This is a genomic window from Serratia sp. L9 (assembly GCF_050632285.1).
In the GTDB taxonomy this organism is placed as follows: Bacteria; Pseudomonadota; Gammaproteobacteria; order Enterobacterales; family Enterobacteriaceae; genus Chania.
Genome location: NZ_CP192591.1, coordinates 911132 through 933456, shown reverse-complemented (window position 1 = coordinate 933456; position 22325 = coordinate 911132). Strand labels below are relative to the sequence as shown.

General features: G+C 50.1%; 16 protein-coding genes and 1 pseudogene. 13 read left to right on the top strand and 4 right to left on the bottom strand.

Annotated elements, in window-relative coordinates:
• Window positions 1-3: 3 nt before the first annotated feature.
• Window positions 4-765 carry a hypothetical protein gene (locus tag ACQ86O_RS04365; RefSeq protein ID WP_431224269.1) on the bottom strand — a complete coding sequence of 254 codons (762 nt, stop codon included), beginning with the start codon at window positions 763-765 and terminating at the stop codon, window positions 4-6.
• Between the two features lie 469 nt (window positions 766-1234).
• Here ACQ86O_RS04365 and tssF point away from each other — a divergent pair.
• The 11 genes and pseudogenes from tssF (at window position 1235) to ACQ86O_RS04310 (ending at window position 13173) form a co-directional block, all read left to right on the top strand.
• Window positions 1235-3113, top strand: a pseudogene (tssF, locus tag ACQ86O_RS04360) (type VI secretion system baseplate subunit TssF).
• Window positions 3113-4120 carry a type VI secretion system baseplate subunit TssG gene (gene tssG / locus ACQ86O_RS04355; RefSeq protein ID WP_431224268.1) on the top strand — a complete coding sequence of 336 codons (1008 nt, stop codon included), beginning with the start codon at window positions 3113-3115 and terminating at the stop codon, window positions 4118-4120. The pseudogene tssF and the gene tssG overlap by 1 nt, the downstream one beginning before the upstream one ends.
• A gap of 33 nt (window positions 4121-4153) precedes the next feature.
• The gene (locus ACQ86O_RS04350; protein ID WP_431224267.1) at window positions 4154-5212 is read left to right on the top strand and encodes an ImpA family type VI secretion system protein; all 1059 of its coding nucleotides are present in this window, start codon (window positions 4154-4156) and stop codon (window positions 5210-5212) included.
• Window positions 5209-6198 carry a fimbrial protein gene (locus ACQ86O_RS04345; RefSeq protein WP_431224266.1) on the top strand — a complete coding sequence of 330 codons (990 nt, stop codon included), beginning with the start codon at window positions 5209-5211 and terminating at the stop codon, window positions 6196-6198. Before ACQ86O_RS04350 ends, ACQ86O_RS04345 begins: the two co-directional genes overlap by 4 nt.
• 36 nt (window positions 6199-6234) lie before the next feature.
• On the top strand, window positions 6235-7572 hold the full coding sequence (locus ACQ86O_RS04340) for a GlcNAc-transferase family protein (RefSeq protein WP_431224265.1): 1338 nt from the start codon (window positions 6235-6237) through the stop codon (window positions 7570-7572).
• On the top strand, window positions 7569-8222 hold the full coding sequence (locus ACQ86O_RS04335) for a hypothetical protein (RefSeq protein WP_431224264.1): 654 nt from the start codon (window positions 7569-7571) through the stop codon (window positions 8220-8222). The genes ACQ86O_RS04340 and ACQ86O_RS04335 overlap by 4 nt, the downstream gene beginning before the upstream one ends.
• Complete coding sequence (locus tag ACQ86O_RS04330) at window positions 8168-9649, top strand: OmpA family protein (RefSeq protein WP_431224263.1); 1482 nt, start codon at window positions 8168-8170, stop codon at window positions 9647-9649. The genes ACQ86O_RS04335 and ACQ86O_RS04330 overlap by 55 nt, the downstream gene beginning before the upstream one ends.
• Complete coding sequence (locus ACQ86O_RS04325) at window positions 9646-10125, top strand: DcrB-related protein (protein WP_431224262.1); 480 nt, start codon at window positions 9646-9648, stop codon at window positions 10123-10125. The genes ACQ86O_RS04330 and ACQ86O_RS04325 overlap by 4 nt, the downstream gene beginning before the upstream one ends.
• A 220-nt stretch (window positions 10126-10345) precedes the next feature.
• Window positions 10346-10945: a helix-turn-helix domain-containing protein gene (locus tag ACQ86O_RS04320; RefSeq protein WP_431224261.1), complete on the top strand. Its 600-nt coding sequence runs from the start codon at window positions 10346-10348 to the stop codon at window positions 10943-10945.
• Between the two features lie 1213 nt (window positions 10946-12158).
• Window positions 12159-12797, top strand: a complete 639-nt coding sequence (locus ACQ86O_RS04315) for a histidine phosphatase family protein (RefSeq protein WP_431224260.1) — start codon at window positions 12159-12161, stop codon at window positions 12795-12797.
• A gap of 139 nt (window positions 12798-12936) precedes the next feature.
• On the top strand, window positions 12937-13173 hold the full coding sequence (locus ACQ86O_RS04310; protein ID WP_431224259.1) for a DUF4282 domain-containing protein: 237 nt from the start codon (window positions 12937-12939) through the stop codon (window positions 13171-13173).
• A 66-nt stretch (window positions 13174-13239) separates the two neighbouring features.
• On the opposite strand, the gene ACQ86O_RS04305 is transcribed toward ACQ86O_RS04310, so the two are convergent.
• A complete protein-coding gene (locus ACQ86O_RS04305) occupies window positions 13240-13989 on the bottom strand; it encodes an NAD-dependent epimerase/dehydratase family protein (RefSeq protein WP_431224258.1) in 750 nt (249 codons plus the stop codon).
• 651 nt (window positions 13990-14640) lie between these two features.
• Between ACQ86O_RS04305 and bglF the strand changes: the two genes are divergently transcribed.
• Window positions 14641-16512, top strand: coding sequence for a PTS beta-glucoside transporter subunit IIABC (gene bglF / locus ACQ86O_RS04300; protein ID WP_431224257.1), 1872 nt, complete (start codon window positions 14641-14643; stop codon window positions 16510-16512).
• Between the two features lie 22 nt (window positions 16513-16534).
• Window positions 16535-17935 (top strand): glycoside hydrolase family 1 protein, encoded by a 1401-nt coding sequence (locus ACQ86O_RS04295; protein WP_431224256.1) that lies wholly within the window; start codon window positions 16535-16537, stop codon window positions 17933-17935.
• 39 nt (window positions 17936-17974) lie between these two features.
• Here ACQ86O_RS04295 and ACQ86O_RS04290 read toward each other — a convergent pair whose 3' ends face one another.
• The gene (locus ACQ86O_RS04290) at window positions 17975-19633 is read right to left on the bottom strand and encodes a ShlB/FhaC/HecB family hemolysin secretion/activation protein (protein WP_431224255.1); all 1659 of its coding nucleotides are present in this window, start codon (window positions 19631-19633) and stop codon (window positions 17975-17977) included.
• Between the two features lie 72 nt (window positions 19634-19705).
• Window positions 19706-21763: a filamentous hemagglutinin N-terminal domain-containing protein gene (locus tag ACQ86O_RS04285; protein ID WP_431224254.1), complete on the bottom strand. Its 2058-nt coding sequence runs from the start codon at window positions 21761-21763 to the stop codon at window positions 19706-19708.
• Between the last annotated feature and the right edge of the window lie 562 nt (window positions 21764-22325).

Below are 22325 nucleotides of genomic sequence, written 5' to 3'. Positions count from 1 at the left end.
GGCTTAATGCGGGGGGACTTCGCCTGCGACGATCGCCAATGCCAATCCTTCGACGACGGCGGTTTTGCCAACGCCAGCTTCCCCGGTTAACAGAGGGTTGTTCTGGCGCCGGCGCAACAGGATGTCGGTCATCGTGGTGATTTCCTGGCTGCGGCCCAATACCGGGTCGATTTTGCCTTCGCGAGCCAGCGCGGTGAGATCGGTGGTGTAATTTGCCAGCGCGGTGGCGTTTTGGATAGAGATTGCCTGGCTAGCCTCACCCGGCAGCGCCCCTTGGTAGCCTGGCGTACCGTCACTGGCGATTTCATCGGCTTCCGGGGAGCCCCGGGTGATGTAATTCAACTCACTGCTGAGAACGTCAAGAGCCACTTTTTCCAGCCCAGGAATTATTGCCAACAGGGGGCGGCGCAATTCCATATTACTTAATAGTGCCAATAGCAGATGGCCGCCACGAATGCGGTTTTCCAGGCATTCCAGACTGGCGCACACCCACGCACGTTCAATGGCTAATTCGATATGGTATGAGAAATCAGAAATTGAGCTGGCACCGGTTGGTAAACGCGCCAATGATTGTGCGATACTCCGTTCGAGCATTTGTGCGTCAACTTCAAAATAGCGAACGATATGTTTGAAATCATTATCGTCATGATGCCAAAGCTGATTGAGCCAATGTACCAGCTCTACATAAGGGTTACCGCGAAGTTTACAGAATGTAGTGGCACTTTCAATGGTATTGAAAAGTGTATTATCCAGTTTCCCAAACAAATTCGTCCTGATAATTGCCAAAATTACATCCTTTTATTCGAATAACTTGATTTAGGTAAGGTTTATATTTCCCAAGAAAATCCTTACCTAATGGTACGCCAACCATTTTTCTCATTGGAAGGCTTTTCTTAATTTTAGGAATTAATTCTAATAAAGTTCCTAAAAATAATTCCGGCGCTCGAGATGCATTGAACTATTGGCTTTATTAAAATATAACTGTATGGAATTTGAAATGATCTTACTTATCGTTGCCAAAGTTTTACTCGATTAATGACGTTTATTTAGTCGTTTGAATAAGATGTATGTGGTATTGGAAATACGTTCAAATAAAAATAACAATGGAATTAAACTGGAAAAAACACTCGCGCCTTACTAGAAGATTATTCCCTCATCAAAGCAGTCAAATTCAGGCGCAGTGCTGGGCTATGACAGGCAAGGCAGGAACCCCCCATCACTTCAGGTAATGCTCGTGGATCATAAATTTCTTGATTATTACAATAAAGAACTCACCTTTATGCGGGAAATGGCGCGTGAGTTTGCAGACAAGCATCCCAAAATTGCCGGGCGGCTTGGTATGCGTGGCATTGAGGTCGCCGATCCTTATGTCGAACGCCTGATTGAGTCCTTTTGTTTTTTGTCCGCCAGAACGCAAATAAAACTGGATGCGGAATTTCCCCTTTTTACTCACCGTTTACTGGATATTGTTTATCCCAATTATACGGCTCCGACCCCTTCAATGGGGGTCATTCAGCTACAGCCTAATTTGAAAGAGGGCGACCTGACTCAGGGCTATTGTGTTCCCCGGCAGAGCGCCTTTTTCACACCAATTGCTCCTGGGGAAATTACGCGATGCGAATTCCGCAGCGGGCAGAATGTACAACTCTGGCCATTAGAAATTACCGAGGCGCGTCTTACCTCGATCCCTCCTGATATTCCCAATCTGGAGCGGCACCGTATTTCCGCTCACCGCCTAAAGGGCGCCCTGCGTATCAAACTGAAGCTGCTGGGGGATTTGACCTTCTCTCAATTGGAAGGGTTGGATCGCCTGCCGATCTATATTAACGGTGATGAACGGGTAGTTTCCCATATCTTTGAACTGATCCATGCCAGCCATGTTGCCACTATTGTTCGGGCAGGGTTGGGGGAGCAGGCGAAAGACACCATTATCAGCTCTGAACCTCTCGCCTTCGAAGGGTTGTCCCCAGACCAAAGTTTACTGCCCGTGGCGTGGAATATTTTTCATGGCCATAACCTGGTGCAGGAGTACTTTTCGTGTCGCCAAAGGTTCTATTTCTTTACCCTGACGCAACTTGGCCATAGCCTGAAACATAATGATTCCAATGAAGCCGAGATCATCATTCTGCTCGATCGGCTGGACCAGTCGCTGGCAGGGCATGTCAGTGCCTCACGTTTTTTGTTGTTCTGCACGCCGGTAATTAACCTTTTTCCACGGCGCATGGACAAGCTCGAGATTAACCGTGCGCTGAATGAATTTCATGTGGTCCCCGATCGCAGCCGGCCTCTCGATTTTGAGATCTACTCCATCAGCAAGGTGTTTGGCCAACAGGCTGAAACCAGTAAAGAGGTGGTATTTAACCCGCTTTATCAGACACGTCACAGTGATAACGGTAACTTCGGGCGTTATTTTTCTATTACGCGTAAGAATCGGCAGGGCAGCAACAGCACCCGGAAATACGACACCCGCACGGCTTACGCCGGTACGGAGGTGTTTCTGTCGCTGGTTGACCAACAAGAGGCGCCTTTCAGTGATGATATTCGTTACCTGTCCATTGACGCGCAGGTAACCAACCGTGATTTGCCCCGCCTGATCGCCGCCAGCGGCAATTTTTCATTGACCATGCCTGATTCTGCCCCGGTACATGGTGCACGCTTTGTTTTCCAACCCTGTGCCCCTCGTCCGCCCTTTGCCAATGGTGAATCGGCCTGGCGTTTGATCCGGCAACTGAGCTTTAACTATCTGCCACTCTCCGACATGCCCCACAGCCAGGGGGGAATCCCTGCGTAACATGTTACGGCTGTTTGTCAGTAGTTATGATCATGAATCCAACACCCAGATTGACGCCCTGGTCGGCTGTCAGAGTGAACCGGTTATCCGACGCCTGCCGGGTAATGGGCTACTGGTTTATGGTCGTGGTGTGCGTTGTACCCTCACCGTCGATGAAGAGGGTTTTTCAGGCATCAGCCCCTATCTGTTTGGCATGATCATGGAAAACTATTTTGCCCGCCATGCGGCAATTAACGTCTTTACCGAGACCGAACTGCTCTCCATGCAGCGCGGGCAAGTTGGTCAGTGGCAAGCCCGACCAGGACGGCGAGGGGTGTTGTAATGGCAACGGATCGATTCACCGATGCCGCAGGGTTGGAAAACGCCCCGTGGAAAAGCAGTTTTTTAAGCACCATGCGCACCTTGGCAGCACGCTCGCCGGAGCAGCCGCAACCTGGTACCGCCAGCCTGCCATCACAAGAGTGTTTCCGGCTTGGTCAATCGGCCCATATGATGTTTGCCCCCCGTGAAGTTGCTCACGTCAGCGAGCAAAACGGTAAGACGCATCTGCAACTGTTTGGTCTGGGTATATGGGGGCCGCAGGGGGCTCTGCCTCTGCATCTCACTGAACTGGCTTATACCCGCGCAGAAGGTAACGACAGCACGCTTAATGACTTTGTCGATCTGTTTCATCACCGTGCCATCTCACAGCTTTATCGCGCCTGGTATGTCTCTCAGGATACCGCTTCACTGGATCGCCAGCATGATGAAGTATTTTCGTTTTATGTTGGCAGCCTGGTCGGTCTGGCCCCCCATGAACTGGCGGGTAATGAGCTGCCGCTTCATCCTCGCCTTGCTTCATCACCTCACCTGATCCGCGAAGCACGCAATCCAGAAGGGCTGGTCGGTGCCTTGCATTATTACTTCGAAGTGCCGGTACAAATCTGCGAGTACGCCACCCAATGGATTTTTCTGCAGCCCGACGATCAGACCCAGTTGGGTACCAGTCGTGGCGCTATGTTGCTGGGTGATGGCGCGATCCTCGGCAACACGGTTCTAGACCGACAACACAAGTTCCAACTCATTTTCGGACCATTGAGCCTGCAGCAATATCTGCGCTTCAGCCCTTGGGGGCAAGATTTACCGGTGCTGCGTGAATGGGTGCGTAACTTTGTCGGTTTTGAATTTGCCTGGGAGGTCAAACTGGTGCTGGCTGCAGACCAGGTACCCTGCGCAACCCTGGGGGAAACTCATCAGTTGGGTTACACCAGTTGGCTGGAACGCTACGATCACCTTACGCCATTGGCCGGAATGAGCTTCGATCCGGAGATGCAAAGGGATCTTGGATAGGCCCACAGGCCACAACGTAAAAAGGGAAATAACGTGAGTGAATCAAGCCGCATACTTTGCCCCCAATGGTATCAAGCCGTGTTACACCCCTGTGTGGAGCACCCGCCCTGTGGTGAAAACCTAGAATATGATGCCAGCTTTATACTGCTGCAAAGCAAGCTGCAACCAAAGCAAGCCGCAGAATATGGCAACTTTGTTGAAGCCGTAGAACCGATGAACTGGGCCGAAATTGAACGTGATGCGATGGCTCTGTTAACCCGCAGCAAAGATATCAGGCTGATGATTACCCTGATGCGTTGCCGCCTGCGGCAAAAAGGTGTGCAGGCAATCTGCGAGGGGCTGGAAGCCTTACTCCTGATGCTGGAACAATGGCCGGATGAGCTCCATCCACAGTTGCTTGACGAGGGGGAGTTTGATCCGCTGATGCGGGGGAATGCCTTTGCCGAGATGGTTGCACCCGACGGGCTGCTTGCCGACCTGCGCCAACAAACGCTGCCCAAGGCGGCAGGGTTACAACCGAGCGTAAGGGATATTGAAAGGGCTTATGCCTCGCCGCGCGAAGAAGGGGCGCTGTCTGAATTGACCATGGCGGCAATCCAGCAGGCTTGGCAACAGCAGCAAGAGACTGCCATTACGTCATTGCAGCTTGCCAGCCAACGCTTAAATCAATTACAGGCGCAATTGCAGCAATCATTAGGGGATGACACCCCAGACTTTAGTCAATTGCAGGTCCTGCTACACCACTTTTGCCCGATTACCACATCCCCATCAGCCGCTGTTGCCGTCAGCGAAGGATCCACGGCGGCGGTGGTTATCGCGCAACCGCAGGTAGCGATAGAAACCGTCACACCTGCCCCTGTAGCCATTCCAGCAAGCGTTATCACCGCGAAGGAAATTGAGTGCAGAGCGGACGCCTTGAGCCGCTTACTTGAGGTACGCGCCTGGTTTACCCGCGTGGAGCCGAGCAGCCCGGTGATTGCGCTATTAGCCTTTACGGAACAAACCATTGGTAAAAGTTTTGTCGAGCTACTGCAATACCTCCCCGCAGAGCTTATCGCCAAGCTGGAAACTGTACAGGAGTCTTCGTCGTGAGAAAACTGCCGTTTTTGCTACTGATTTTAACCGCGTTGGCCAGTTTACCCTCCATGGCTATCTGTGTGCTGGATACCAAACCACCGTATGGGGGTAGCCCACCTGTCACTATGACTATTGCTCCGTTTACTATCAGGATTGACGCAGATGCACCTGCCGATCGCTCCCTGATGATCTCTGAACAAAAATCCACTATGGGTGCTCTTGTCAGTTACGAGTGCGTACCCGGCGATATATATGGAAAGGAAACACAGGCGCCGTTGGGCCCAACTACGCAGGACAAGATGTTCGCGACCGACATTCCCGGCATTGAAATCAGGCCCATTTTTTCCACAGGTAGGGCAACAGGTAGATTCCCTTCGACTTCAAAGGTGAGTACGGGGCGTGTTAACTTTCCTGCTACCTCGTCTTACAGCATTGAGGTTTACAAAACCCAAAAGCGCCTCAACCTGAGCAATCCAGCGGGAGATGTGGTCATTGGCAGCGGTATTATCGCCTACACCTGGATTAACACTATTTCGCCTGATACCTACTCTTTCCGGTTACAGATTGGTGAAATTCGTATCATCAGTACCCCGGTTTGCCGCCTGGACGGTGAGAAAAGCGTAGATTTCAATATTGTTTCCGCAACCAACGTCGGCAACGGGGTAAAGCGCCCGCTGGACTTCAGCCTGGTCTGTATCACGGACTACGGCAATTATACCGCCAGCGCCTCCTTATCGACACAAACGCCGACCAGCGATAACGCCTACATTCAGGTGGTGGACAGTGCTGGTAACAGTGACAGATTGAAAATCCGCGTAGATGACAGCAACGGTAATCCATTGCCTGTCGATGCCTCACGTGCGGAAGTTAAAAGCAATATCGCCACCGACACTCCCGCCAAATTCACCTGGAATGCGACGCTGTTGCGCGCCTCCGGCAGCGCTTTGCCTGAGAATGGCAAGTTCAATGCCCGCGCTGAAATTGTCTTGCAGGTAAATTGACGCCTGCGGTCGTTATTTTTTTGACATGGAAACGTTATGAAGCCAGATGCCACACTCTTTGTCAGCATAGCCAGCTACCGGGATCCCGAACTGATCCCGACCTTGATCAATTTGATCGAAGAGGCAAAACATCCACAACGTTTGCACATTGCCGTTTGCTGGCAGGATGAAGGTGACGTTCAACTTTTTCTCAACGCGGGTATGACTCCAGGAGACGAACAGCACTTCGATGGATATCGGCTGTTTCATTATCAGTACCAGGGTGCCGTTATCGAGGTGCTCTCCGTGCATTACTTTGACAGCCAGGGCGCTTGCTGGGCGCGCAATTGCGTGGAGTCGCGCTATCGGCAGGAGGATTATTTTCTGCAGATCGATTCCCACTGCCGGTTTGTCACTCACTGGGACAGCGAAATGATCGCGATGCTGGAAGGGTTGCGCGAGCAGAGCGTGCAACCGGTTCTTTCCAGCTATCCGCCGGGTTATACGCCAGGAGAAGATGAGCAGCGCACTGACTACGTCAGTCGGTTGGTCTTCAATGGTTTTACCGAAGAGGGGATTGTGCGGTTGACCTCTACCCCTTTTGACGCTAATGCCCCGCGCCGGTGTGGTTATCTCGCCGCAGGCTTTGTTTTTGCCGACGGGCACTTTGTCACACGGGTTCCGAACGATCCGCAAATCTTCTTTATGGGGGAGGAAATCGCCATGGCAGCGCGCGCCTGGACGCATGGATATGATATCTGGTCCCCCCACCGTATTCTGCTGTGGCATTTCTATATGCGTAATACTCACCCCAAGGTCTGGGGCGATCACTCCAACGAGGCGAAAGAAGAAGGGACTGTCGATAAAGCCTGGTGGGAGCGGGATAAAATAGCCAAGCAGCGTGTGCTCAGCGTGTTGAATACCAGTGATACTCCCTGCGACCTTGGGATTTACCGGTTGGGTAATCACCGCACATTGCAGGAGTTCCAGTACCGCATTGGCGTTGAGTTTCGTGAACAGCGGGTACACCCGGCCGTTACCGGTGTAGAGAAAACCACCTGGTTTGACGATTTACCCCCGCATCACCATCAATGGCGCCAACTGCTTCAGCATATCAACGAAAAGGCGCTGCAATTGAACGTTGAGGAAGCAGACTTGACCCGTACGGACATCGCCTGGTGGCATGTAGGGGTCTACAGCGCACATAACACCGCATTAAAGGTCTGGCAGTACACGCCCGAGGCAATGCGCAAAAGGGTGCGGCAGACCGATGCCAATACCCTGGAAATGAAGATTCATTTTATTACCGCCAACCGTTCACCGGCACACAACATCCGAATTTGCCCCTATTTCGCTCATGAAGGATGGGGGGATGTGGTGGAGAAATCCTGGTGAAGCAAAATACCCACGTTTTTACTGAAATCTTGGCGACCTGCACGCTGGTAGCCATGCGCGGCATTATCCCTTCACTGCTGGCATTTCAGGACCAACTCAAGCAACGCATCGAACAATTCTGTCAGGGGTTGGAGGCGGAAAAACAAGATGCCAGGACCATTGATGCCTTACGCCGATTAATTTGTCTGGTGGTGGATATTCATGCCCGGCAAGGTCTTGAGGCACAAAGGATGAGCTGGCATAGCTATGAGCTGGAACACGTATTTTATGGCCGCAACGATAGCCCCTTGCTGACCGAACAACACGTTGTGATGTTGTTTAATGCCAAGGATAAGGCTATTACCCACTATGCCTTGCAGCTTTTCGCGCTGTCGCCGGTGCCGCTACCCGGTGATGAATTGCGCCCCTCTCTGGAGTTAGCCAACCCCGACGTAGTGGTGGGGAACCCCATTCAGCCAGCCGAAGTGGCGCAAAGTTTTGAACCAGCTCCCCGGCGCGATCACGGAGTGCCGGTACTCGCGCAATTTTTAATGATTTCAACGGTGTTGGCTCTATTGTGGTTCATCTGTCGGCAGTATCTTATGGGGGGCTATAAATGCGCTGGTGGACAGGACGACGCACTCTTGTGGTGCCGCAATCGAAGCCGCTGACCGCGCCGCTGCTACCAGTGGTGTTGATCCTGGGCCCTTATGCGTCAAAGTGGTTCAGCCAGCAAGACCTTGGCGACAACGCCCGCTATGCTGGTCAGGTAGCCTGGCTGCTGATTTCAGAACCGCAGGACCTGGCCAAACGCCTGGCACATATTCGTCAACACACGCCGGGCGTGCCGGTGATGGCATTTTTCCCTTTGCTGCCCGATGGGCATGAGACCAGCGAACTGATGGTGAACAGCCTTATCAATTGGCAGCATCACTTTTCAGGGGAAGTGGATTTCCCAGCTTTGCCTTGCACTATCGCGCTCTATGCCCGTTTGAGCAATGAGCGCCGGAATAACAGCAGATCAAACACGACCTGGATCGGCAGCCTGGATATCAGCCAACGGAAACCGAAAGACTTTTCTAAGGTGCTTGAAGATTTACAACGCGCCATGATGCCGAATATGCAGTGCTCTGCAGACCAGATACAACGTGCGGCAATGGGGAAAAATCTCCTGGACTGGTTGCATGAGAATGGTGTTATCCAGGCATTGCAGCGGCTTTTCGCACATACCCCTTTGCAACCACAGAGCATGATGCTCTGTGACTATGGCAATGGATTTACCCGCCATGGTGCATGGGCCAATTGGTTGGAAGAGCATTACGCCATTTTACCTGCGCTGTGCTCCAGCCTCTCGTTTCCCCCATTGCCGAAGATGATTACTCCAACTTCCAGAGTATTGCCTCCGCCACCGCTTTTAGCGCCTCTTCCGAAGACGCGTTACTGGAGCATCGGGTTGTTCCTGTTGCTCAGTGCTTATATGTTGGGTAATACCTGGCTGGCAGGTCAGCAATTACGGCAGTTTCACCAGCAGATATTGCCCATGGCGCGGGTACAGGAACTGTCGGTACAGAAAATTGAACGATATATCTCCGATCTGAAGCAGTACCAGAAGCGGTTATCTGGCTGCGGACCTGCGCATTTGTTGCTGCGCTGGGGGCTTTCGTCCTGCTCAATATTAGCTAAACAAACTGAACGCCATATCGCCCAGTTGCAAGAGATCGCTACGCTCACTAGCGCTGGGCCTAATGCCATGTTTGATTCCAGTAGTACCAAGTTGCAGCCGGGGGCCCAAGAGATGCTGCAAAACATGGTCGCACTGGCCAATGCCTATCCGCAACATAACCTGTTAATCGTCGGACATTCGGATAACACCGGTAATGAGGAGCGTAATCTGTTTTTGTCTGAGCAACGAGCCAGGGCGGTAGGTGATTGGCTGAAACAACAACGCATCAACCCTGAGCGGCTGATGATTCGTGCGGCGGGCAGTGCAGAACCCGTCGCCACTAATGATACGCCAGCAGGGCGGCAGCAAAACCGTCGCGTAGAGATACTGGTTCTACCCTTAGAAAAAACTAACAAGGAATTAACGCACCAATGAGTATGCAAAATATCAGTTATAGCCTGTATGAAGGCTCGTTTATAAGTCCGCAACCAGTATTGGATCGCAGTATTAATCTGCTGATGTTTCGCGATCCCGATGCAAAGGAATATCAGATCATTATTAATCGTGCGACGTTGGCAGAAGATCAGGATCTGGAAGCCTGGTGTGAGGCAGAAATAAACAATCTGCGCAATAAATTACCAGGGTTTCAAACGGAGGGAAAATTACTTAAACATGAAATTGGACCGGCGAAGCTATCGGTGGTACAAATAGCAAATCGTTATCTGAATGATGGCGACACCATTCGTCAGGTTCAGTCTATTGTCAGACTGCCACAACACCCGCGCTATAATAGTATGGGATATGACATCTTAGTCTTCACGCTAAATGCTGCAGAAGAGTTTACCGATTATCAACGAAAGCATTATGTGCAAATGATCAACAGTTTTGCACCTGATATCGAGACCAGATAGTTATAGTTGTTCAATATTTAGCTTGGCGAATGCGATCAATGGATAAATGGTCTTCATTTATCCAAAATTAACTTAACAATAGTCATTACATTTCTAAAAATTTATCATTTTGATGGTTTTATTCTTTTAAAGTATCTTTTTTTATATACAAAATATTATCTATAAATAGAGCTAATAATGGAATGGATCGGTAAATTCATGGAATGGCAAGGAGTATAACATGATGTTGAATATTAATATCAGATCGCATAATGAATTTTATAAGCTTGGCTTGTTAAGCTTCTTGGAAGACAGTCTGCAAAGTGAAAATAATGGCCCCTATACGATAATGAGCGATCCCAATTCAGATATTATCAATGGTGCCAATATTATATTCACTGAACAGATGGCCATTTTAAATATCTTCTCTCCTAATAAGGTCACTGATAATGGAGCGGTCAATCATCCCCATATAACTATCCATATCACATTAAATACCAGTTGGCTTTTCCTGGAAGGTGCGTCGACAGTAGTAGGAAGAATCATTAATTGGGCTAGATTGAGTTACAAAGAACTCACTCTGGATGAATTCTATCGCAAAATGATGGCGCGTAACCATACGCAGTTGTCGAGAACAGAAAATCAAGTGGTGATGCTTATGAGCCAGGGGTATGACACTTTTAATATATCGAAAATACTCAACCGCTCTGAAAAAACCGTTTATACTCATCGGCGTAACGCAATAAAAAAGCTTGGCATGCATAATCGTCTCGAACTTTATAAATATACCCTTTTGCTTAAAGAGTTTTATTGTCGGAAGAACATTTTTCTCTGCCTTTGAGTGTTGACATCGGTGCTAACCTGTACGCTAAGGGAGCGGTGCAAACCCGCACAGCCGCTGCCTGATGAGGCACAGTGCGCGAGGGAGCAAGCCTACCAGCGTCAGCCCGTATTATCCCAGGCAGTCAATCTGCTCGCCCTTCTGTTGGCGATAGTTTTGTGTTTGTGATGTTAGAGCAATATCAGATCGCTTAGTTTTATCGGTTTATCAAAGGCAGACTCAGGAGTGATGTATGTTGAGAGACGATGTGTACAAGAAGCACCGCAAGCAGAATAATGATTTTTATCTGGCAGAATCTTCATGGCAAATTAGACATCATGCGGCTATTAAGGTTGTTTGAAAATAATTTTAATCTTTGGTGTGACAAGGTCAGGGAATGTATAATTTAAATTAATAAAACCCAGTTCAATAATGATGCCAGCCCTAACTTAGATGATTCTGTTATCTGCTTTTCTTCGATTTATGTAAGTGTTGTGGAGTTATAAAGAAAACATGGCATAATAGCAGGCGTTTATTTACTCAAATGTATTATCGGTGTGCTTATTATCTTCGGCAAGGTGCCAAGTAACTCAAAAATGTATAATCATTCAATTCTTAGTTAAGAACCTGCCTTTACGTTAATAAAATTAGCGATAATTTAATTGCAAGCCATCCGTGTTATTTAAAGACTACGATTAAACAGATTCACTATGGGTATGGCATTAGCTCCCTGTTCCAAAAACGATAAACCTTAGTAATCAAGAAATGACAGGCCAGAATGCACTGAATCTAATTGCCTTATCTCATGCGTCACATTATCTCGGCATTACCGAGATGTTTCCTGCTGTGTGGTATAGAGTATTGCTACTTGATGTGTAGGGGAGTATAAAACAAGACGGCTCTCAATTGTCGATATAAATTGCAGTTCAAATATTGAATGTATTTTTACTCGGTTCCTGATGCTGAGAGAACATTAATCTATAATGGCGAGGCTTATTTGAGTTTTGCAATCTATGTCGGGTTGTCAGATTTTTTAGCATAAAATGCCAGGTTGCCAAGGGCTGTGTGGTCGTCAGATTCGCCGGCACTCAGGCCATTTTTTCATTAGTGCTTCGGAGGATCTCGGGTCGAAGTAGGGTATTGTCTGAATGCTGCGTGATCCTGCGTTGTTCCACATGCTAAACCCTGCTCATAGTCTATAGTTAATGCCTCATCATGGATGGAGAACCACGCGATGCGCTTTATCGTTATCAGGCATGCTGAATCACAATGGAATCGGGAAGGGATTATCCAGGGCCAGTTGGATAGCCCGGTAACTCCGCAGGGGCACCGGCAAATCGCGGCGTTGATGGTAGCCTTGAAGGAAATGCCTTTCAGCCAGATTTTCAGTTCACCCTCCGGGCGAGCCATGACCACGGCGCAAGCCCTAGCTAGCCAAGGCCAGTGTGCGCTCAGCAGTGATGTGCGATTACATGAGCAGCATTTCGGCTGTTTGCAGGGGCAGCCTTATCACCAGGCGATGCGCAGCCATCCAGATATTATCCCGCGTATTTTTGCTGGCGAACCGGCAGCATCGGCCCCAGAAGGGGAGTCTGCCTTTGACGTTGCACAGCGCCTTTCGGCCTTCTTCTTAAGTTTCCCCTCCTCCTTGCGAGGGACCTTCGGTGTGGTAACCCATGGCCATGCTTTGCAGGCGCTGATTTGGCAGTTGAAAGGGGAGACTGGATGGATGACACCAGCCGATACGATCACCCCAACTGCGGTTATTCAGTGCTTGAGTTGGGTAATGGGCGGCTGCAATTACAAAGCTGGGGGTTGCCACGCATTTACGGGCGCTGCAGCCGGCCCCTATTTAGTGCGGGCGCGGCGGTAGGTTAAAATAATCGATAAGCATAACTACTTACTCTTTGTAAATTTTGGTAAAACTCCCTAATATTTATTCACTGTCTTGTCAGTGGGAGGCGCATTTGGCCTCTCTGGAATGGTTAACATTAACGAGGGAAGGATACACAGTGAAAAATATTTTCTTTTTTGACGCGATGCTGACACCTAAAATTATTACCGGTGTTTACTGGCTCTGCTTGCTGAGCATTCTCGTCGGCGGAATTGGAATGATGATTTATGGCGAGTTTTTCCGTGGTCTGCTGGGCATGATTGTTGGTGGTGTATTCACCCGTGTCTGTTTTGAAATGATCATCATTGCTTTCAAAAATAACGAATATCTGCGCAAAATCGCTGAAAAGCCGTAATTTTTTATCAGTAGAAGTACAGTTCCTGCGGTGGCGTGATTAACATTGTCGCGCCACCTGTTAATGTCAGGCAAAACCGAGGAGGGTGAACGCATCGTCTTCGGGGTAATACCCAAGCAAGCGCGTGGTTTCCTCCAACGACAACCTTTTATAGCGATTATTGGAGATGCCATGTACCACGGCGTACTCCACGTTTTCGATCCGGATACAGCGATCGAGCAGGTCGGCGGCGTCCCGGTGGCTAAGAAAAGCGCTCATATCTCTGGCGCTGATCTGCTGGCCGACTTCCAGCGTGGTGAAATTGGCAATCCGCACCGAAAGCGCTGAAAGCCCCTCCTGATAAGCGAAATAGGCGGCGATACCTTCGCCAAACGCCTTACTGGCACCGTACATATTCTTCGGTTTTGGTGCATCTTCCGGGCGCACCTGATAATCCAACGGGTAACCTTCTACCGCTTGCGCGCTGCTGGCAAAAACGACGCGTTTACAGCCGGCATCTTTTGCCGCCCGGAAAATATTGAACGTACCTAGAATATTGTTGCTCATCAGTGAGGAGCAGAAATCAGCATCCGGGGAGGGATCGGCCGCCAAATGTAACACTGTGTCGATATTGACGCAGGCGGCACGGCAGGCCTGAATATCGGTGATATCAAAGGCTAATGCCTGATCGTCAGGGCGTAGCCCATGCAGCATACTCAACTCTTTCTCTGCCAAACGAAAAGCGTATCGATCGCCAGCAAATTGCCTGAATGCCGTTGCTACCCGGCCAGCTGCGCCAGTAATCAAAACCCTTCCTAGCTCGGTACGTAATGGCATCGCGACAACTACCCTAAGTCAAATTCGCAGAGGGATAGTAATAATACTCTGGGTTATTTTTGTCCACATTTTAATTAGTTTTTCTGATGTATTTTTGCAAAAAAACTAAGATTAGTCTGGTGTTTGTTGTGGGCGGAAGCTTCAATCAACAAGAATTCTCTCATTTTACTCCCTAGTAATTATATGAATATATCGAAGTGCTAAAAACATCGAATCGATATAATTGTTTGTTATTTATTAGTTTTTTAATTTTTTTCTCATGCTTTATCATTAGGGTAAACGTATGCTTACCATAAATTACATTATGATTTTTTATTAGAAAAGTTAATGTTTTTCTTTGTCGGACTTCATGATTGGTAACCATCCGATTTGCCCGTTGGGTGAGGCGTAAATTTTGTATCCCAGATCACACTTCGGCAACTTTGCACTGGAAAACCTTGTCGCTCAGAAAAACAGGATGTTACTGTTATGGCTCAACCGATTTAGGGTTGTCACTGCTTCGGCAGGCAAAACCTAAACCTCGTGCTTCTGTCTCCCCCTGTTGGGTGTGCAGTGGCAACGAGGTTTAGGTTTTTTTGTGCTGAATTCCATTACGGCGATTGGCCATCACCGTTAGTTGGGGCAGCAAAGCCAAGCGTTAAGGACACAGTGATGAAATATCAGGAATTAGCCAGTGAGATCTTGGCCGGCGTCGGTGGCCGCGACAATGTGAAAAGCCTGGTGCATTGCGCAACCCGACTTCGTTTTAAACTGCGTGAAAGCAGCAGGGCGAATGCGGAGGCGTTGAAGAAAAATCCAGGCGTGATCATGGTCGTGGAAAGCGGCGGCCAGTTTCAGGTGGTGGTAGGCAATCATGTTGGCGAGGTCTATAAGGCCTTAAGCGCGCAGGTGGGATTGGGGGACGATGCACCAGACACCAGGGAGGAGAATAAAAAGGAAAATCTGCTCAGCCGCTTTATCGACATCGTTTCCGGCATTTTTACCCCGCTGCTCGGGGTAATGGCGGCCTCGGGGATCCTGAAAGGCTTCCTGGCGTTAAGCCTGGCCTGTGGCTGGTTGTTGGAAAGTAGCGGTACTTTCAAGCTGCTGTTTGCCGCCAGCGATGCGTTGTTCTACTTCTTTCCGATCATGCTGGGCTATACCGCAGGCAAGAAATTCGGCGGTAACGTTTTTATTACTATGGCAATTGGCGGGGCATTGACGCATCCGTTGATCATGAGTGCTTTTGAAGCCTCACAACAGCCGGGCGTTCAGCCGGAATATTTCCTCGGTATCCCAATAACCTTTATCAACTACAGTTCGTCGGTTATCCCGATCATTTTTGCTGCCTGGCTCTCTTGCCGGTTGGAACCCTTGTTTAACCGGGTGATCCACAGTGCGCTGCGTAATTTCGTCACGCCGCTGATGTGCCTGGTGATCACTGTGCCATTGACCTTCCTGCTGATTGGCCCTGCGGCTACCTGGTTGAGCCATTTGCTGGCCAATGGCTATCAAGCCATTTATGCCTTCAACCCGATCATTGCTGGGGCCTTTATGGGGGCCATGTGGCAGGTTTGCGTGATTTTTGGCCTGCATTGGGGGTTGATACCTTTGATGATCAACAACATGAGCGTTTTTGGGCGGGATACGCTGTCGCCGCTGTTATTGCCTGCAGTGATGGGGCAAGTGGGCGCGACTCTGGGGGTGATGTTGCGTACCCGCGATGCCAAACTGCGGGTAATGGCGGGATCTGCCTTCACCGCCGGGATTTTCGGCATTACCGAGCCTGCGGTATATGGGGTTACGTTGCCGAACAGGCGGCCGTTTATTATCGGCTGCATCGGCGGGGCGCTGGGCGGCGCAGTGATTGGTTACTTCCATACCGCCGTCTATTCGTTTGGCCTGGTAAGCATTTTCACCTTTGCCCAGATCATTCCCGCCAGCGGCTTTGATGCCACGGTGTGGGGGGCGATTGGCGGTACGCTGGTGGCGTTCCTGTTTTCCGCTATTGCCAGCTATCTGTTTGGCATCGTACCTGCGGTGGATCAAGAGGTTGCAGTGGCCCCGGCGGAGAATGCTCCGCTCAATCGCAGGCAGTTGGTCACCAGCCCGATTGCTGGGGATGTCATCCCGTTGGAACAGGTTGAGGACGCCACCTTTGCCAGCGGCCTGTTGGGTAAAGGCGTGGCCATTGTGCCGCATCAGGGCCGGGTGGTTGCGCCGGTCAACGGTAGCGTGGTGTCCCTGTTCAAGACCCGCCACGCTATCGGCATCGAATCGGATCAGGGGGCGGAACTGTTAATCCATGTCGGCATTGATACCGTCAAGCTTGATGGCCTGCATTTTACCGCTCATATCAAAGAAGGCGATCGCGTTAAACAGGGCGATCTACTGATCGAGTTTGACCTGGAGGCCATTCGCGCCGCGGGTTTTGATACCACTACGCCGATCATCGTCAGCAATAGCGACGACTACGTCGACGTGCTCAGCAGCGGCCACAGCCCGGTACAGGAAGTTGCGCCGCTGCTGACTTTATTACGTTAATCAGATCGTTGAGGAGAAAGCGATGAGTTGCAAATTTCCAGAACACTTTTTATGGGGCGGTGCGGTCGCGGCAAATCAGGTGGAAGGTGCGTACCTGGAAGAGGGTAAAGGCCTTTCGACATCAGATCTGCAACCACAAGGGATTTTTGGTGCACTGACGCCGCGTGTTGCGGGCGACAGCGGCATCAAAGATGTGGCGATCGATTTTTACCACCGTTACCCGGAAGATATCGCGTTGTTTGCCGAGATGGGCTTTAAATGCCTGCGAACTTCAATCGCCTGGACACGCATCTTCCCGCAGGGGGATGAGGAAGTCCCCAATGAGGCTGGGTTGGCATTTTACGATCGTCTGTTTGATGAGATGGCGAAATACGGCATTCAGCCGCTGATTACGCTTTCCCACTATGAAATGCCTTATGGCCTGACGCAAAAGTATGGTGGTTGGGGGAACCGCAAGACCATTGTGTTCTTCGAACGCTATGCTCGCACGGTGTTTGAGCGTTACAAGCACAAGGTCAAGCATTGGTTGACCTTCAATGAGATCAATATGTCTCTGCATGCGCCTTTTACCGGCGTCGGTCTGCCGGAAGACAGCAGCAAGAGTGAGATTTATCAGGCGATCCACCATCAGTTGGTAGCCAGTGCCAAGGCGGTAAAAGCCTGCCACGAGATTGTGCCGGGTGGGCAGATTGGCAATATGCTGCTGGGCGGCATTCTATACCCGCTGAGCTGTAAGCCGGATGACGTGCTGGAAACCCAGCGCCAGAACCGCGATTGGATGTTCTTTGGCGATGTACAGGCGCGCGGTGCTTACCCCGCTTACATGACGCGTTTTTTCCGTGAAAACGACATTACGGTGACTATCACCGAGGAAGACAAGCAGGCGCTACGGCAAACCATCGACTTTATCTCTTTCAGCTACTACATGAGCGGTTGTGTCACCACCGACGAAGAGCAGAACAACACCGCCCGTGCCAATATTCTCAATATGGTGCCAAACCCGCATCTGACAAGCTCGGAATGGGGCTGGCAGATTGACCCGGTGGGGCTGCGTTACCTGCTTAACGTGCTGTATGACCGCTACCAGAAACCGCTGTTTATTGTTGAAAACGGGCTGGGAGCGAAAGATCGTCTTGAGGCCGATGGCAGCATCAACGACGATTACCGCATCAACTATATCAACGATCACCTGGTGCAGGTGGCCGAAGCGATCGATGACGGCGTCGAGGTGATGGGGTACACCAGTTGGGGGCCGATTGATCTGGTCAGCGCCTCTAAAGCGGAGATGTCGAAGCGCTACGGCTTTATTTATGTTGATCGTGACGATGTAGGTAACGGCAGCCTGGAGCGCCGCCGCAAGAAGAGTTTTTACTGGTATCGCGATGTGATCCACAGCAACGGCAGCAGCCTGAAAATCAAGTAACCCCTTCAGGCCCCTCTTCTATCAGAAGAGGGGTCACCATCAAAACTGCCATTGCAGAGTGAACCCCAGACTAACCGGGCTGGTGGCGAAACCATCAGGTTTTGAGATGGGCACTCCGGCAAATGCGTCATAGCTGACCCGGCCTATTCCCCCTCTGATCCCGATCACGCCGCCAGTCAGATGGCCGGTGGTAAAACTGTTATTACTCCTGCTGACCTTGCCGTAATCAATACCTGCGTACAATTGCTGATTCAACTTGGGCAGATTCAGGTTAATGTCATTGCGCAGTGAATAGCCCTTGTTGGCCGACAGGTTGAACTCCCCGTCAAAGCCGCGCACTGTCCAGCGGTTGCCGATGCTGAACTGATCCTGAGTGGCCAGGCGATCGGGGCTGTATTGCTGTTGATAACGAGGTTGGTAACTCATCGATTGCCCAAACAGGATGAAAGGGACGAATGCGCTCACATCTAGATTGGCGATACGGCTTTTGGAACTGGTGCCAGCCTGTTGCTGCGCACCAAACCAGGACGTATTGCGCTGATAGCTCACCATCGCATCGACAATGGACTGGCCGATGTAGTGACGGTGGTTCAACCGGGTGATCAGGTTGGTGACATCGCGCTCCTGGTTATTGATTTCCGTGTCGTTCAGATAATAGTGCGAATTGTTTTTTAATAGTTGAACGCTGAGCGTGGTTTTCTGGCTGGCGTTACGGTACAGCAAGCGGTTTACCTTCAGGCTCAGGTTATCGCTTTTACCCTGATACTGAAAATCTGCCCAGATCCCGGAGATCTTTTGTAAATACTCGTTGTGGCTGGCGTACATATCCACCGACCAGAAACCGTAGGGAACGGAATAATACAGGGAGCTATTCTTTGAATTGTGTGAGTTGTGGAAATGCAAATCACGCCCGACCGAAACATAGAATAGATCGTTTAATGAAGTTGGGTTATCCAGATAGAGTGCCACACCGCTCTGGTAGCGGCCGGTATATTTGCTCCCCGCATCGTCAAACCAGCCACCTAGGCGCCAAAATGAGGGCTGAGTGCGTTCGATTTCAATGTCGGTGCCGCCAGCCTTTGCGCCAGGGCGGAGGATCACATTGGCATCAGCACCGGGAATGCGCTGTATATTTTCCAGCCCTTGCTCAATGGCACGCAGATCCAGAATATCGCCCTTATGACCAGGGAAAGTGGTGTAGAGATTGGCGTATTTGTCGCTGTGCTCGCTGAAGGTGATATTACCAATCACACCGGGCAAAACGGTCAATGTCAGTATGCCCTCATTCAAATCCTGGCGGGGAACCACGACCCGGGTAGTGATGTACCCGTGGCGGATTAACTTGTTTTGTACGGCGGTGGCCAGCGTGCGGATACCCTCGATGCCCAGGCAGCGTCCTTCAGCCTGTCCGGTGAGTTTATGCAAAGGCAACCACTGCGGAATTTTTTGGTCTTTATTGAGGATAACCTGGCGGATTTCAAAACAGTTGGGCTCCGCCGGGAATTCTAGCCTGGTGCTTTGTGGGCCGCTGTCGGCTGCGCGGACATCCTTACCTTGCGTTTCTAACTGGTGGTAACGGGCCTTTTCCTGCTCTTGTTGGCGGTTTACCTGTTGCTCAATGAGCTGGAGACTTTCCGCCCCCTTAGCGACTGGGATAAAAAAAGCTAATAACAGAGAAGCGGAAAAGCGAGCACGCATATTCTTTATATCCTTATATGAACTAGGGCATCCGTGAGAAGCTCAGGTGGCCCGGAGGCCACCTGTTATGACTTACTTGTTTGGGATGATTGTGATGTCACCGTCAATGGTGCCATTGTTGGTGAAGCTGCCAGGGGTACCCAGCACCAGTTGTACGCCAGCAGGGCTGTTGATCACCGAATTTCTCAGGTTAAAGAAATTACGGCTGTTAACGGTGGTCACGCCATTGGCAGAAGAGAGCGTGCCGTAGTTATAAACAGTGCCTTTCTCTGCGTTGATAGTGAGGCCTTCTTTACCGCTCAGTTTGCCTTGGTGGGAATAGCTGCCCGATAAAGACAGCGTCGCCTGGCCCTCGGCACTTATTTCACCGTTGCTGTTGGCAATAGAGTTGGCGGTAATCACGGTGTCTTCCACCGATTTGATGGTGCCTCTGCTGTTATCGAGATTTCTGGTGTTCATCACGATATTGCGGTCGCTTTCGATGATGCCGTTGGTGTTTCTCAGCGATGCTGAGGTATGGGTAACAATGTCGCCCTTCGATGAGATTTGCCCGTTGGTATTGGTGATAGTGCTGGCAATCAGCGTCATGCCGCCTTCACCACTGAACAGCCCGGCATCGTAGGTATCTTTAATCAGACCGGTGTTGGTGATCATCCCGCCGTTGGTGTTGATGTTCAGGTAATTCTCGGACAATACGCGGCCAGAGGTATTATTCAAACCCGCGCTGTTAATGTATACATTTTCACCACCGCGAATAGCGCCTTTGCTGTTATCCAAGGCTCTCTTGTTGGTGTTAATGGTCAGGTTATCCAGAGATTGAATTAACCCGGAGTTGTTATTCAAGTAACCCACATCCAGGTTAAGTTCACAGCAGGCTTCGATAGTCCCTCTGGTATTATTCAAGGTGTATCCGGCGGTGTGAATATCGAGATCGCCAGTGTTAGCGCTGATCAGGCCGTTAGTATTATCCAGGCTGTAAGAGGAAATTACGACACCTTGCTCACCACGAATAACACCACCATAGTTATTTAAGGTTCTGCCGTAACCATAATAATAAGGGTCATGGCGCATATTCACGGAGCCTTTACTTTCAATTTTGCCATACCTGTTGTCTACGTCGCTGCTGACAATATTGATATCGCCGTTTGCCTGGAGCGTTCCGCCGCCGTTACTCAGCCTGCTTTTCGCAATGTCGATATTGATATTGTTGCCGGCTTTGATGATACCGTTCGCGGAGTTGTTCAGGGCACGGCCATAGGCATAGTAATAGCCGGTGTAACCTTTGCGCGCGCGGGTGGTGTCGATAATCACGTCATTTTTTGCGGTGATAGTCCCTTTATTTTCCAGGATACCGTCACTGGTCATGCTGACATCACCAACGGCAGCGCCAATAGTGCCCGCATTACGCACACCAACGCCACGATCGGTGCTTACCAACGTAATTTTGTTGGCGTACATCCCGCCTAGCTTGGCGACGTCAATACCCACTGAGGATAGATTGCCCCTCGGCGTCAGTTCCCCAATCTGGGTATTATCCGCATTGACATTGTTGCGCCCGACGGTAACTTTCAGATCTTTGGCATGGATATCGGCGTTAACCTGTACCACGCGCGCGATAATGTCAGTGTAGTTGGCATCTGCGGTATTCAGGCCGTTACCATTTATGATAATGGTCCCTTTCTCTACGGTATAACCAAGCAGTTTACCGTTGGCCACCTGTGGTTTACCGGTGGTCAACGTTGCGCGATCGGTATTGATAAAACCACAACCGCTACAGGTGATCCCTGATGGGTTGGCCACGATAACCTGGGCTTGCTGGCCAGCAACTTCGATCATGCCGCTCAGTTGGCTGGCTTTGTTAGAGTTGACTTCATTAAGGATGATGGAGGCGGAACCGCCAGCCAGATTGACGTTCCCGGCGATATTCCCGGCCAGTTGCGATGTGGAACCCGCGGCACTGTTATTCAGCACTACGCCGCCTCTATCTACATCAAACTGCGAATAGATATTGTGGGAAACGCCGCCATTACCTGCCGCATTGATATTAACCACGGTGCTGCCATTGGCTCCGGCACTCACGGAAGGGCCACCGGCAACCGGAGCTGATGGAGTGATTGCTGCATGGGCCACGGCCCCCCAGGCGACCAAGCTAAAAAAACAAATTGGAGTTAATTTGGCGATGAGTTGTTTTTTTGTCTTATTCATTAAAAAACATTCCTTTTTCTTTATGAGATATAGGCAACCCATAATTTCATTCTATATGAGAAAGGGGGGAGGTTATTCTGCGCATAGTAGGAAATTGGGCTTTGAATGATTGCCCACTTCGTGGGCTAATAAGATGATAGCAGCTCGGTTAATTTCACGTAAACACAAGGCCAGTAAACTGGATTATTCTTGGTTTTACTAAGAATATAATGGGTGTGTGATTTGTGCTGATATTTAAATTTGAGTTTGTTGGGGTTGTTTATCTGTTTTTATCAGTTAAATATTTACTCATTTCGTTGTGTGTTATTTATTATTGTAGAATAAGTGTGCAGTTATTTAGCGGTGTAAGTAATATTCATTTTCCCCTGATTTTGTATCACGCCACCGCGTTTTTTAGTCGCGCTGCCGGGGAGGTTAAAGCCAACGTGCCGGATAGTTGCGCATCAGACAGGTTTTGGCGCCAGGCTACCCAGTGGTGCGGCTAATC

What these genes read in the sequence shown, in the direction of transcription:
- tssG (WP_431224268.1), top strand. Translation starts at nt 3,113, where the DNA reads ATGGCAACGGATCGATTCACCGATGCCGCAGGGTTGGAAAACGCCCCG.
- ACQ86O_RS04340 (WP_431224265.1), top strand. Translation starts at nt 6,235, where the DNA reads ATGAAGCCAGATGCCACACTCTTTGTCAGCATAGCCAGCTACCGGGAT.
- ACQ86O_RS04330 (WP_431224263.1), top strand. Translation starts at nt 8,168, where the DNA reads ATGCGCTGGTGGACAGGACGACGCACTCTTGTGGTGCCGCAATCGAAG.
- ACQ86O_RS04325 (WP_431224262.1), top strand. Translation starts at nt 9,646, where the DNA reads ATGAGTATGCAAAATATCAGTTATAGCCTGTATGAAGGCTCGTTTATA.
- ACQ86O_RS04320 (WP_431224261.1), top strand. Translation starts at nt 10,346, where the DNA reads ATGATGTTGAATATTAATATCAGATCGCATAATGAATTTTATAAGCTT.
- ACQ86O_RS04315 (WP_431224260.1), top strand. Translation starts at nt 12,159, where the DNA reads ATGCGCTTTATCGTTATCAGGCATGCTGAATCACAATGGAATCGGGAA.
- ACQ86O_RS04305 (WP_431224258.1), bottom strand. Translation starts at nt 13,989, where the DNA reads ATGCCATTACGTACCGAGCTAGGAAGGGTTTTGATTACTGGCGCAGCT.
- bglF (WP_431224257.1), top strand. Translation starts at nt 14,641, where the DNA reads ATGAAATATCAGGAATTAGCCAGTGAGATCTTGGCCGGCGTCGGTGGC.
- ACQ86O_RS04295 (WP_431224256.1), top strand. Translation starts at nt 16,535, where the DNA reads ATGAGTTGCAAATTTCCAGAACACTTTTTATGGGGCGGTGCGGTCGCG.
- ACQ86O_RS04290 (WP_431224255.1), bottom strand. Translation starts at nt 19,633, where the DNA reads ATGCGTGCTCGCTTTTCCGCTTCTCTGTTATTAGCTTTTTTTATCCCA.